Source organism: Methylocystis sp. H62, assembly GCF_015709515.1.
Lineage (GTDB): Bacteria > Pseudomonadota > Alphaproteobacteria > Rhizobiales > Beijerinckiaceae > Methylocystis.
In genome coordinates this window covers 1-12,646 of the sequence record NZ_JADNQZ010000052.1, presented here as the reverse complement: position 1 = coordinate 12,646, position 12,646 = coordinate 1, and the positions used below count along the sequence as shown (strand labels likewise).

Annotated in this window: 14 protein-coding genes; 6 read left to right on the top strand and 8 right to left on the bottom strand. The window is 63.1% G+C overall.

From position 1 onward, the window contains the following. Positions 1-147: 147 nt before the first annotated feature. Positions 148-1,617 carry an aspartate aminotransferase family protein gene (locus tag IYY11_RS09830; RefSeq protein ID WP_210331298.1) on the top strand — a complete coding sequence of 490 codons (1,470 nt, stop codon included), beginning with the start codon at positions 148-150 and terminating at the stop codon, positions 1,615-1,617. Between the two features lie 37 nt (positions 1,618-1,654). On the opposite strand, the gene IYY11_RS09825 is transcribed toward IYY11_RS09830, so the two are convergent. Next, positions 1,655-2,545 (bottom strand): branched-chain amino acid aminotransferase, encoded by an 891-nt coding sequence (locus tag IYY11_RS09825; RefSeq protein ID WP_109025110.1) that lies wholly within the window; start codon positions 2,543-2,545, stop codon positions 1,655-1,657. Positions 2,546-2,680: 135 nt separating this feature from the next. On the opposite strand from IYY11_RS09825, the gene IYY11_RS09820 reads away from it, so the two are divergent. From IYY11_RS09820 to IYY11_RS09810, 3 genes are read left to right on the top strand one after another with little or no spacing between them, the layout of a single operon-like run. Then, entirely contained in the window at positions 2,681-3,247 is a 567-nt protein-coding gene (locus IYY11_RS09820; protein WP_196403692.1) for a MarR family transcriptional regulator, read from the top strand. After that, a complete protein-coding gene (locus IYY11_RS09815; RefSeq protein ID WP_196403691.1) occupies positions 3,244-3,984 on the top strand; it encodes a response regulator in 741 nt (246 codons plus the stop codon). The genes IYY11_RS09820 and IYY11_RS09815 overlap by 4 nt, the downstream gene beginning before the upstream one ends. Before the next feature lie 18 nt (positions 3,985-4,002). Next, positions 4,003-5,373, top strand: a complete 1,371-nt coding sequence (locus IYY11_RS09810; RefSeq protein WP_196403690.1) for an ATP-binding protein — start codon at positions 4,003-4,005, stop codon at positions 5,371-5,373. Positions 5,374-5,385: 12 nt separating this feature from the next. On the opposite strand, the gene IYY11_RS09805 is transcribed toward IYY11_RS09810, so the two are convergent. The 4 genes from IYY11_RS09805 to IYY11_RS09790 all read right to left on the bottom strand — a co-directional run bounded on the left by IYY11_RS09805 (position 5,386) and on the right by IYY11_RS09790 (position 8,319). After that, on the bottom strand, positions 5,386-6,060 hold the full coding sequence (locus IYY11_RS09805; protein ID WP_196403689.1) for a TetR family transcriptional regulator: 675 nt from the start codon (positions 6,058-6,060) through the stop codon (positions 5,386-5,388). A gap of 77 nt (positions 6,061-6,137) precedes the next feature. Next, positions 6,138-6,953, bottom strand: coding sequence for a pyrroline-5-carboxylate reductase (gene proC / locus IYY11_RS09800; RefSeq protein WP_196403688.1), 816 nt, complete (start codon positions 6,951-6,953; stop codon positions 6,138-6,140). Next, positions 6,950-7,453 carry a YbjN domain-containing protein gene (locus tag IYY11_RS09795; RefSeq protein WP_018408237.1) on the bottom strand — a complete coding sequence of 168 codons (504 nt, stop codon included), beginning with the start codon at positions 7,451-7,453 and terminating at the stop codon, positions 6,950-6,952. Before IYY11_RS09795 ends, proC begins: the two co-directional genes overlap by 4 nt. 371 nt (positions 7,454-7,824) lie before the next feature. Further along, positions 7,825-8,319, bottom strand: a complete 495-nt coding sequence (locus IYY11_RS09790; protein WP_196403687.1) for a L,D-transpeptidase — start codon at positions 8,317-8,319, stop codon at positions 7,825-7,827. Between the two features lie 344 nt (positions 8,320-8,663). On the opposite strand from IYY11_RS09790, the gene IYY11_RS09785 reads away from it, so the two are divergent. Further along, positions 8,664-9,539: a methyltransferase domain-containing protein gene (locus tag IYY11_RS09785; protein ID WP_196403686.1), complete on the top strand. Its 876-nt coding sequence runs from the start codon at positions 8,664-8,666 to the stop codon at positions 9,537-9,539. Here IYY11_RS09785 and IYY11_RS09780 read toward each other — a convergent pair. The 3 genes from IYY11_RS09780 to IYY11_RS09770 form a co-directional block, all read right to left on the bottom strand. Further along, positions 9,536-9,895, bottom strand: a complete 360-nt coding sequence (locus IYY11_RS09780) for a protease inhibitor I42 family protein (RefSeq protein ID WP_196403685.1) — start codon at positions 9,893-9,895, stop codon at positions 9,536-9,538. The two genes, IYY11_RS09785 and IYY11_RS09780, sit on opposite strands and share 4 nt — an antisense overlap. A gap of 70 nt (positions 9,896-9,965) precedes the next feature. Next, complete coding sequence (locus IYY11_RS09775) at positions 9,966-10,628, bottom strand: isoprenylcysteine carboxylmethyltransferase family protein (protein ID WP_196403684.1); 663 nt, start codon at positions 10,626-10,628, stop codon at positions 9,966-9,968. A 66-nt stretch (positions 10,629-10,694) separates the two neighbouring features. Then, entirely contained in the window at positions 10,695-10,916 is a 222-nt protein-coding gene (locus IYY11_RS09770; protein WP_196403683.1) for a hypothetical protein, read from the bottom strand. 749 nt (positions 10,917-11,665) lie between these two features. Here IYY11_RS09770 and IYY11_RS09760 point away from each other — a divergent pair. Then, positions 11,666-12,646: TolC family protein (locus tag IYY11_RS09760; protein WP_246719828.1), on the top strand; the 981-nt coding region annotated here is incomplete at its 3' end.

Sequence of the window (12,646 nt, the reverse complement as noted above, 5' to 3'; positions counted from 1 at the left end):
GCGGAGAGGTCCAAAATCTATGAACCTGTGGCCCATGCGCCACATCGAAGGGGATTTGACAAACGCGCCCCGGGCGCGCAATCGGAACCCGGCGAGCCTCGCGCGCCCTGTCGCCTGCCCGCCATTTCCTCGGTTGGAGCGCCGCCAATGACCAACTCGTCGACCGCGCCAGCGAACGCGCCCAAGACTGTCTACGCTGCGGGAAGCGCCTCTGCGCAAGCTGATCCTCGCTATGACCTCGCCGCGCTTGTGGCGTCCCGCGAGAGCGATCGCTTTTCGCTGCATACAAAACACCTCAATGAAATGTGGGTGCGCGTTCTCAAGACGATCGGCTATGACGTTGGCTTCACCCGGGGCGTTGGGCCTTATCTGTGGGACCGCAAGGGCGAGCGCTATCTCGATCTGCTCAGCGGCTGGGGAGTATTCGCGCTCGGACGCAACCATCCGGCGGTGCGCGACGCGCTCGTCAGCGTGCTCGACGGCGAATTCGCCAATCTCGTGCAACTTGACGTTTCAGTTCTGGCCGGCGTTCTCGCGGAAAAACTGCTCGCCTACGCGCCCTGGCTGGAAAAGGTCTTTTTCGCCAATTCGGGCGCCGAGGCGGTTGAAGCGGCGATTAAGTTCTCGCGCGCGGCGACGGGTCGGCCGGGAATCTTGCACTGCGCGCATTCCTTTCACGGCCTGACCTATGGTTCGCTGTCAATGAACGGCGACGAAATTTTCAAGAAAGGTTTTGGACCGCTGCTGCCGGACGCGCGCGAGGTCGCGTTCGATGATCTCGACGCGCTCGAACGCGCTTTGGCGCGGCGCGACGTCGCCGCCTTCTTCGTCGAGCCGATCCAGGGCAAGGGCGTCAACATTCCGCAAGAAGGCTATCTCCTCGGCGCGCAGGCGCTCTGCCGCAAATATGGAACGCTGTTCGTCGCCGACGAAATTCAGACGGGAGTGGGCCGGACGGGCCGGTTCTTCGCCATCGATCACTATTCGGGCGTCGAACCCGATATGATCGTTGTCGCAAAAGCGCTTTCCGGCGGCCATGTGCCGGTCGGAGCGGTGCTCACGCGCAAATGGATCTTCGATAAGGTCTTCGACCGCATGGATCGCGCCGTGGTGCACGGCTCGACCTTCAGCAAGAACGATCTCGCGATGGCGGCCGGCATCGCGACGCTCGACGTGCTGAAGAATGAGCGAGTGATGGAGAATGCGGCCAAGACGGGCGACCGTCTGCTCGCATCCTTCCAACGAATGGCCGCCGGCTACGAGCTCGTCGCCGACGTGCGCGGCAAGGGCCTTATGATCGGAATCGAATTCGGGCCGCCGAAGTCGTTCAAACTGAAGGCCGCTTGGAATCTTCTGGAGACAGTGAATTCAGGCCTGTTCTGCCAACTGATCTCCATCCCACTGTTTCGCGATCATAAAGTGCTGACGCAAGTGGCCGGACACGGCAATCACACGATCAAGCTGCTGCCGCCGCTCACAATTTCCGATGAAGATTGCGACTGGATCGAGCAATCTTTCGACGCGGTCATCGCGGACGCGCATAAGGCGCCTTCCGCCGTCTGGTCGCTCGGCAAGACTCTGGCGGAACACGCGATTAAGGCGCGAATGAGCGGCTGACCGCTCTTGAAGCGCCCTCGCGCGCGCAGAGTCGCGCTCAAGCCGCCGGCGAAGGCTGCTTTTCCACCTCGCGCGAATAGTCTTCGATCAGCGCGCGCGAAAGCTCGCCAGGCGTGAAGCGATAGACGCCGATTTCTGAAACGGGCGTCACTTCCGCGCCGGTGCCGCAGATGAGGCACTCCGAAAACGACGCCAATTCCTCAGGCATGATCCGGCGTTCGACGACGTCAACGCCGCGTCGCTTCGCGAGGTCAATCACCGTGCGCCGGGTGATGCCGTCGAGGAAACAATCGGCGATCGGCGTATGCAGCGCGCCGTCCTGAACAAAAAAGACGTTTGCGCCGGTGCATTCGGCGACTCGGCCAAGCCAATCGTACATCAGCGCGTCGGCAAAGCCGCGCCGCTCCGCGCGGTGCTTCGAAATGGTGCAAATCATATAAAGACCAGCGGCCTTCGCCATCGAGGGCGCCGTCAGCGGATCGGGCCGCCGGTATTCGGCGATGTCGAGCTTGATGCCCTTCATCTTGGTCTCGACATCAAACATGCTTGGCCAATCCCAAACGGCGATGGCGACGTTGATCGTCGAATTCTGCGCCGCGACGGCCATCATTTCGCTGCCGCGCCAAGCCACCGGACGCACATAGCAGTTCGAGAGGCCATTGGCCTTGACGGTCTCATGCTTTGCGGCGTCGATCTCTTCGACGCTGTAGGGAATCTCGAAATCGAGGATCCGCGCGGACGTCTGGAACCGCTCGGAATGTTCGCGCGATTTGAAGATCGTCCCGCCGTAGGCGCGCTCGCCTTCGAAGACGCAAGACGCGTAATGCAGCCCATGCGAGAGAACGTGAAGCTTCGCTTCGCGCCACGGAACGAGCGCACCATTATACCAAATGAATCCGTCGCGCTGATCGAAGGGCGGAAGCGACATGGCGAACTCCGGGAAGACGCGATCGAGAGGCCAAACAAGGCGCTGCGACGCTTGGTCAGCACTAGCTATCGGTCAGATTTATGTCAATATAGTTGACGTAAATAGCGCGCGCCAAAACGTCAGGCAATAAATAGCGTGGATGAACTCGTAGCGAAAAAAATCTCCGAGCCGCCCGGCGTCGCCGCCTGGCCGAATACGGCCGCGGAAGCGGCCGTCGCGGGCGACGGCGACGGCGACGCGCTCGAGCTCGTGGAATTATTTTTTTTCGCCTATCGTGATTTCGTGGGAGACGCCGACCGGCTGCTCGAGAACTACGGGTTCGGACGGGCGCATCACCGCGTGCTCCATTTCGTCAACCGTCGCCCTGGCCTCACCATCGCCGCGCTGCTGGATATATTGAGAATCACCAAGCAGAGCCTCAACCGCGTGCTGAAACAACTTCTTGAGGCGGGTTTCGTCGAGGCGCGCGCCGGCGTTGTCGACCGCCGCCAGCGCCTTCTCTATCCGACCCCGCAGGGCGCGACGCTCGCGCGCGATCTCGCGGCGCTGCAATCGGCGCGTTTCCGGAAAGTCATGGACGAGCTCCCGCCTGCGGCGCGCGGCGCCGCCTCAAAATTCCTGTTCGCGATGATCGACTCCGGCGAGCGCGAGCGCGTTCGAGCGCATCTTGCATGTGCGAAAGCAGCCGGCGCCGCGACATGACGGTTTTTCCGCAACGCGCCGCGCCGCACGCGAAAGCGGCCCATATCCTCGTCGTTGACGACGATCAGCGCATTCGCACCCTGCTGTCGCGCTATCTGATGAAAGAGGGCTATTTCGTCAGCGCCGCAGCCGATGCAAGGGAGGCGAGCGCCAGAATGCGCGACATCGCCTTCGATCTTATCGTTCTCGACGTCATGATGCCTGGCGAAAGCGGCACGTCCTTCGCGGCGCGGCTGCGTGAGAGCGCGGAACCGCTGCGCTCCGCGCCCATCCTGATGCTGACGGCGCTTACCGAGACGGCGGACCGCGTCGAAGGGCTTGAAGCCGGCGTCGACGACTATCTCGCCAAGCCTTTCGATCCGCGGGAACTTTCGCTGCGCATCGCGAGCATATTGCGCCGCGCGCGGCGCGCAGATCCCACGGGACCAAAGCGTTTTGGCGATTTCGTCTTCGATCCGTCGCGCGGCGAATTGCTGCAGGACGGCGCGCCGGTCCGACTCACGACGCGCGAGCGCGATCTGTTGCGGGCGCTGGCCGAAAGCGGCGGCGCCATTGTCTCGCGCCAAACTTTGGCGCAACGTGACCCCGCTCGAAGCGCAAGCGAGCGTAGCGTCGATGTCGAGATCGCCCGATTGAGGCGCAAGATAGAGACCGACCCGAATGCGCCGCGCTATCTTCAGACGGTGCGCGGGCACGGCTATCGTCTGCTCGTCGACCTGCTGCACGCCAACCGCTGAAATGATAGAGTCGTCACGATGACCGTCGTCTTACCGGAAGTTCTCGCCGCGCCCCGCAATCTGTGGCGGCGCTTCGCCAACTGGCTGCATGACCGCATGCCGAAGGGGCTGTACGCCCGCGCGCTGCTGATCGTGATCCTGCCGGTCGTGCTCCTCCAGTCCGCCGTGGCCTATGTCTTCATGGAGCGGCATTGGGAGGTCGTGACCTACCGTCTTTCCGCGGGGATGGCCCGGCAAGTGGCGGCGCTCGTCGATATCTACCAGACGTTCCCGGACGATCCCGACCACGCGCAACTGCGCCGCATCGCCGCCTTCGATCTCAATATGGAGATTGCGGTTCTCCCCAAGCAGGACCTGCCTGGGCCGGCGCCAAAGTCGTCGTTGTTCTCGCTGCTGGACAAGGCGCTCACGAAGGAGCTCACGCGTAAACTTAAGGAGCCTTTCTGGATCAACGCCGCGCTTCCCGGCAGTCTGATCGAAATCCGCGTCGCGCTCAACGACGCGACGTTGAGAATGCTCGCTACGCGCACGCACGCATACGCCTCGAACTCCTATATTTTCTTCATGTGGATGGCGATCGCCTCAGTCATCATCCTCGCCATCGCCACGTCATTCTTGCGCAATCAGATCCGGCCCATTTTGCGGCTGGCCCGCGCCGCCGAGGAGTTCGGCAAAGGCCGCGATGTCGCATTCAGTCCGCGCGGCGCACGCGAGGTGCGTCAGGCGGGAGCCGCGTTTCTCGACATGAAACGCCGTTTCGAACGGGCGATCGAGCAGCGCACGACGATGCTCAATGGCGTTTCGCACGATCTGCGGACCATCATCACGCGTTTCAAGCTTTCGCTCGCGCTGATGCGCGACTCGCATGAAGCCGCCGAAATGCGCAAGGATGTCGACGAGATGGAGCGCATGGTCGAGGCCTATCTCGCCTTTGCGCGCGGCGACGGCGACGAAAAATCCTCCCCCACCGATATTGCGGCCATCCTCGACGAACTGAGGGCGGACACTGTGAAGCGCGGTCTCGCGGCGTCCGTGAAGATTGAGGGCGATCCAAAAATCGTCGCGCGGCCAGCGGCGATCAAGCGGCTGCTCGTCAACCTTGTCGGCAATGCGCAGCGCTACGGCAAGCGGATCGAACTGTCAGGGATCAATGACGGCGCGACAATGACCGTGCATATCGATGACGACGGGCCCGGCATCCCCGTCGAGCGTCGCGAGGACGCTTTCCGGCCGTTCTACCGGCTCGACGAATCTCGCAATCAGAACGACGGAAACTCAGGGCTGGGCCTCGCCATCGCACGCGACATCGCGCGCGGTCATGGCGGAGACATCACGCTCGACCGCAGTCCGCTCGGCGGCTTGCGCGCGACGGCCAGTCTCCCGCTCTAGAACTCTATCCAATCACGCGCGCGCGTTGGGATAGCCGCTGTCGTCGTCGTGGTAATCGCGTCCGCGCCGCGTCCGCCAGCCGAACAGACTTTGCGCGAAGGAGTAGAAGGGCCGCGTCAGCCTTGCGAAATCCTCCGCCCGATCGACATAGCGCTCGCCGCGCGTGAGTTCGCGATCGAGCGTCGACAGGGCGTCATGAATGTCGCCCGCGAACCAATCCTCGAGCACGCGGCTCCAGGCCAACGCCAACCCCTGCAGTTTGAGCGAGCCGACGGGGCCCTCGCTGTCGATATCCGCCGCCTCCAGCATGAAGCGCATCGAGTTCACGGTTTCGCGGTTAAGCGCCGCGGCGGTGAGCGGATCGCGCGCCGCCCAGCGGCCGACGCTCGCCAGCGCCTCACGATGCGGTTCGAGCGAGTCGAGCCGGCGGCGCAATACATCATAGAGCCGCTCGCGCGCGGGTTCGTGCGAGGCTTCCTTGGGCGCCGCGTCGAGAACCTCCCGGTCGATGCGCCGAGAGAACGCCCCCATGATCGCGCCCTTCGATGGAAAAAGTTCGCGCAGATCGGCAAGCGAGATGCCCGCCTCATGGGCGATGTCGGTGAGCGTCACGTCGCTGAATTCTCGCCGCGTGGCGAGCCGGAGCGTCGCATCGATCACTCGGTCGCGGGAGCCGCCGCTGGTCATGTCTGTCTCCAGGTCCGAAGGAATTTTCTAGTCAGTATTCTATTGTCGCCGGGCGGCGGGACAAGGCGCGCGCCGTCTCAACCGGAAAGTTCCCCTGCCCGGCGCTTCGCCGCAGCTACGGCGCGGCGCATCAGCGCGGCAAGGCCGTCTGGCGCCTCAAGAACCTCGAGCGCCGCCGCCGTCGTGCCGCCTGGCGACGTCACGCGCCGGCGCAATTCGTCAGGGCCCGTCTCGGGCTGTCGGCGCATCAGTTCGCCGGCGCCTTCGACCGTCGCGCGGGCGAGCCGCGCCGCGAGGGCGGCCGGGAGACCGGCTTCGGCGCCGGCGGCGGCAAGGCATTCGGCGAAATAAAAGACATAAGCGGGACCCGATCCGGAAACCGCCGTCACGACGTCGATCAGCGCCTCGTCATCAACCCATTCGACGCCGCCGACGGCGCTCAGCAATGCGTCGGAGAGCCCGCGCTGAGCGACGCTCGTCGCCGCGCTGGCGTAGGCGCCGGTGACGCCGCGCCCGATCGCCGCCGGCGTATTGGGCATGGCGCGCACCACGGCTTGCGTCGGCAGGCGCGCGGCGAGGTCCGCGATGCGCTTGCCGGCGAGGATCGACACGACAACGGCGCCGCCCGCAACGAAAGGGGCCGCCGCGGCAGCGCCCGCATCGAGCGCCTGCGGCTTAACGGCGAGAACGACGGCGTCGCACGGAGACGCTGCGCCATTCAGCGCGTAGCCCTGCGCGGCGCACAGCGCCTGTAGCCGCTGGGAGGGCTGCGGCTCGACGACTGACACGGACACTAGATCCTGCGCGGCCCAGCCCTCGAGTAGCGCCAGGCCCATGTTTCCGGCGCCGATCAGAGCGACCGACTTTCCGCGCAGCCCGTCCGCGTCGGTCACGCCTCGCCTTTCGTCTCGAAATTGGCGGTGGCGAGGGCTTCCCTCGCGTTCTTTCCGGCCCAGAGCACAAATTGAAAGGCTTGATAATGCCGCTCACACGCCTGCAGCGCATTGTCGAGCAAGGCCGCGCATTGCGTCGCCGAGGGCTGCGCCCCTCCCGTCAAGATAAGGCCATGACGGTGCATCGCGACGCCCTCCTTCGGCCAGAAGTCGAAATGCCCAATCCACATCTGCTCGTTGATCGCGTTGACGAGCGACATCAGTTCACCGCGCCTGCGCTCGGGAGCCTTGAGATCGAAGGCGCAACTGACGTGCAGCGTTTCGAGCTGCGGAAGCCAAGTAAAGGCGACGTGATATTCCGTCCAAGCTCCGGCGACGGAAATGGAAATCTCGTCTTCATCGTCTCGATCGAAGGACCAATCATTGGTGGCCGCCAGTTGCTCCACAACATCCACCGGATGTTCAGCGCGTTCCGTTTCTTTTTCCGTTGCGATCAGCATGTGCCAACCTTTTTCTCAATGTCAGCATAACGCGGCGACTAAAAGACAGGCGACGATGCGTCGTGGAGCTTTGCGTGAGGGCGCCTCCTTTTCAAGCGATTGATTCAAAGTCGAATCATCTCTTGCGATCACTATACTCCACACAAGAACTCCGACGCCAAAAAAGCGATCGTCGGACAGTGTTGGGGCGGAGACTGCGGGATTCGCGTGCCTGCGTCCATGGCGCAGCCGCCCTCTTCCACAGCTGCGCGCGCCAAAAAAAGCTCTGGATAAAGGACGAAATCGCGCGGCGGGCGAGAGCGCGCGGAGAACGAAAAAGCCTCGTCCGCACGTTCGCGGGCGAGGCTTGCGCTTTTTATGGGTCGCCTGGGCTAGCGCGTCATCATGACCGGCGATCCGACGTCGACGCGATCGTAGAGGTCGGAAACGTCCTCGTTCAACATTCGGATGCAGCCGTAGGAGGCGGCCGTGCCGATTGACGCGCGCATCCTCTGGGTCGTGCCGTGAATCGCCACTTCGCCGCTGCTGAGCGTCAAAGCGCGCACGCCCATCGGGTTGCGCGGCGAGCCGCCGCGAATGAAATTCGGGAGTTCCGGATGGTCGGCCTTCACCACCGCTGGCGGAACCCAGTCGGGATTGACATATTTTCCCTCGATGGAGGTCGCGCCCGACCATTCCTTGCCACGCTTGGGAACGGCGACGGGATAGCTGATGGCGACTCCGGTGTCGACGACGTAGAACAGCCGGCGCTGGCCAGCGCTGATGACGACGGTGCCGGGAGCGACATGGGGAGAGAAAGAGACGATGTTGCGCGCGTTCGCGTCCTGCGGAAGCGCGGCGACGCCGAGGCCGACGACGGTCGTCATCAAAAACGCCTGAAGCGTTCCGGTTGACGTTCCAGCTGACGTTCCGGTTGACTTGGCGGTGTGGGATCGACGCAAAAAAGCAAACAGTTTACGCATGACGCTACACCCTACGTGTTGAAGCCTAGACAGCGACTTCTCGAATGGCGGCAGTCTAACTTTCGCCACGATCTTGTCGAAACGTTTCGCGTTTTCAGGTTATGGCTTAACGTTAAGATACTTTGGGATGTTCTATCCTCGCGACCGCTTCGCTTCAGATCATCGCTTCAAAATTGCGCCATCCTTTCGTCGAAATTCATGCGCATTGCGCACTTGCAGGGTAACTGGCGCGGGCGCGGTAATAAGGCATGAGCGAGACAGCCGGACCGCCGAAGATTTTTGATCGCGCGCTGCTGCGGCGGCGCTTGCGCCGGGCCATGTCAAAAGGCGCGCCGGATTTCCTGATGACGCGCGCCGCCGAGGATCTGCTCGATCGGTTGCTGACGGTGAAGCGCGAATTTCCGCGCACGCTCGATCTCGGTTCGCCAAGCGGACATTTCGCGCAAGCCGTCGTGGCGAGCGGCCGTGCGCGGCCTTTGCGCGCGGGCGGCCATGCCGGCGACGTCATCGCTGACGAAGAAGCTCCGCCCTTCGCGCCGGGCTCATTTGATCTGATCGTCTCGGGCATGTCGCTGCAGTGGGTCAACGATCTGCCGGGCGCGCTGGCGCAGGCGAGACGCATGCTTGCGCCGGACGGACTCTTCCTCGCCTGCCTCGCCGGCGGCGCCAGCCTCGTCGAGCTTCGCGCCGCGCTCGCGCAGGCCGAAGAGGAAATCACCGGCGGCGCGAGTCCCCGCGTATCGCCTTTCGTCGACGTGCGCGACATGGGCGGACTGCTGCAGCGCGCCGGCTTCGCCCTGCCCGTCGCCGACGTCGACAGCTTCACGCTGCGCTATGATTCGATGTTTGCGCTGATGGGCGATCTGCGCGCGATGGGCGCCGCCAACGTCCTTGTCAAACGGTCTCGCAAACCCCTGCGGCGGGATGTCGTGGCGCGCGCGGGGCAAATCTACGCCGAGCGCTTCTGCGACGCCGACGGACGCGTGCGCGCGAGCTTTGAAATCATTTGGGCGTCGGGTTGGGCGCCGCACGAGAGTCAACAAAAGCCGGCGAAGCCCGGCTCCGCCATGATGAGTCTCGAAGACGCGATGAAATCGGCCCCCAAGAGCGACTCCTCAATCTAAGGCGCGACCTCCACCTCGACGCTGCGGGTTTTGACGGGCGCGGGCTCCCATGGACGCTGATAGGCGAAGACGATTTCGGCGCGTCCGGGTTTGAGCGCGCGGATTTTCCAATGACGCACGCTGGGGCTGCCGACCATGCGCCGCCGACCGCCGCCGCGGCCGCCGTCGGATATCGCCAGAATGTCGAGATCACGGCTCGCGCCCTGATCGATGCGCCAGGAATAGCCGGTCGTCGCATTCTCCTGCAGCGAAAAAATCGCGCTGCCGCCCGGCGCGAGTTTTATGACGTCGCCGGCCTGCGCCGGCAGCGCGACGAAGACACTGAGCAGCAACAGGCGCGACAGCAGACGCTTCATGAGTTTTCCTTTGCCGCGTTGGCGAACCGTCGTGAAGCTGCGGGCGCCGTCCACTTCCAAAACTCGCAAGCTAATATACGCCCGGAATAAGCCGCGCCGTTCGGGCGCGATAGGCCGCATAGGCCGAGCCGAACTCCGAGCTCAACAGGCGTTCCTCGGCGTTCATCCGCGCGACAAGCGGCGGAATATTCGCCAACGCCATGAGGACACCGACCGCTGTGTTGAAGCCCAGTCCCCAGCCGAGCGCCGAGATCAGCAAGCCGAGATAGCTCGGATGTCTGATGCGGCTGTAAAGTCCCGTGGTGACGAGTTCGTGGCCCGGCTGAATGGCGACGAGGCCGCTGAAGCGGCGCCCGAGCACGGCGACCGGCCACAGCCGCAACACGCCGCCCGCCGCGAGCAGCGCGACGCCGAGCCATCGTATGGCGTCGCCGTCCAATCTCCACAGTCCCTGCCGATCGGCCCAGGCGGGCAAATAGGCACCGAGAAGCCCGATGACGAGAAAGGCCGCGATGACCCATCGATTGCCGCGGTCCTCGCGCAGGCCGGAGCTGAGATTGCCGCCGACGAAGAGCGACGCGACTCCAAGCGCGAGCGTGACGACGACGAGCGCCGTCCGCGCCGGATCGGCGAAGTAGGCGTCGAGCCCGCCGGCGCCAAGGATCGCCAGCGCGAGGTAGAGACCGACAGACAGCGCGACGGAGAGCGCGCGGATCAGCAACGGATGCGACATCAAGTCGTGCTCCCGCCCCTGTCTATCACCAATTATCCGCGCGCAGAACCAACGCCGGCGACCAACCTATTTGCTGCGCTTCGAGGTCGCCTGTGCGCGCGTCGCGAACCAGACTGACGACTTTAGCTGGCCAGGGCATTTTCCGCATGTCACGCGACCTTTCGGGCTGACGTAAGCGCAAAGCCCGCGCGCGAGGCACTCGTCCGTCGTCACGGGGCGCGCGATCGCCACAGACAAGAACATGCCGCCAATGCAGGCGGAGATCGCGAGGATGAGGAGATTTCGCATAACGGACTCCTTTAAATTGAGAAAAGTTCGAACGCCTCGCTAATGAGCGCGGCCCGCAATCTGGGAAAGCAAACATAATTCTCTCGAGCCGTGATCCTCCATTCGCGCCTTACGTCACGAAATTTTTTCGCCTATCGACCGCTCAAGCAAACAGCGCGAGCGACGCGTATCGCCCTCCCGGACACTGACGCGCGACCGCGAAGAGCTAGATCTGACGTGCCTTTCGGCCGGCTCGATCGAGCGGGCCGCCGCGCCCGGCAAGCTCCGGCGCAACGCCCCCGACGCCATCCCCGTTTCAATAATCGGGCGTCTCGCCGTGAGCCGCGAACCGGCAAGTTGCTCGGGGCCGATCTGCTTGCGGAGGCTTTGCGTCGGATTGCGGTCGCTGCTCAAAGAATAGGCATCGCCGCCCAAATAATTCTCTCCAATAAATTTTGTCATTGAACGCCGTTTCAAATTAACCAAACCAGTTTTTTATGAAAAGAGCTCAAGTCTGGAGCAAGCGCTGTGTCATTTTTGCCACTTCAACAATAAATGTCGGCCGATCAGCTTTGGTCACCTTCCTGTGACGCGTTGCTGCTGGTACTATCATCGATATACGCAACGTATCTGATTGGACGAATGAAATGGGATCAGGTCTGCTGCGCCCACACGTTCGCTCCCAATTTTCAAAAGCGGCGTAAGAGCCCGGAAGGCTCATTCCGGCGTTGAGCGGTGCGCTTCGCGCTGGAGCGAGAGAGTGGGATTTCATGAAATCGTTCGGCGCGCTTACAGTCATAGCGGCAGGGGCAGGCCTCGCGTTGGCAAGCGCAAGCGATGTCTCTGCCGAAACAATTTCCTCTGCGCTCGCTCGGGCTTATGCGGGTAACCCGGACCTGAACGAGCAACGCGCCGACGTGCGTGCGCGTGACGAAGATGTCTCGAGCGCCTGGTCCGGACTGCGTCCCAACGCCAATATTCAGGCAAGCGTTGGCGCGCAGCGCTCGAACCTCAGGATTCCAGTGCGACTGCCGGTGATCAATCAGCGCATCCCGCTTACTGATGAATATACGGGATATCCGCGTGGCGCCACGCTGAACGTCTCGCAAAATGTCTTTGATGGCGGTCGCACGGAGAATTCGGTGCGTCGCGCCGAGTCGAGCGTATTCGAGTCGCGCGCCCTGATGCGGCTTTCTGAGCAGGAGATATTGCGTAGCGGCGCGACCGCTTTCATGGACGTGATGCGCGACGCGGCGATCCTATCGCTGCGCAAGAGCAACATCGCCGTGCTCGATCTACAGTTGCACGATACGGAGAAGCGCTATCAATCCGGTGACGTGACGAATACCGACGTGTCGCAGAGCGAAGCCTCCGTCTCCCATGCGCGCTCAGAATATTTTGCCGCCGAGGCGCAATTGAAAAGCAGCGCCGCCGTTTACCGGCAGATAATCGGTGTGGAGCCGAAACGTCTCGAGCCGGCCCCATCGGTTGAGCGGATGTTGCCCAAATCAGTGAAGGATGCGATTGACGTCGCGCTTGTCGAACATCCCGCCATCGTCGCGGCCTTACATCGGGTGGACACCGCGGAGTCGGCGGTGAAAGTCGCCGAGGGCGCGCTTTTGCCCACGCTGTCGGTCAATGCGCAAGTATCCCAGCAGTATGACTCTTTCCTTGGACTGCCCGGCTCGCGGCAATTTTCGGCGGGCGTCAACGGCGCGCTCAATGTCCCCCTCTATCAAGGAGGAGGGGAG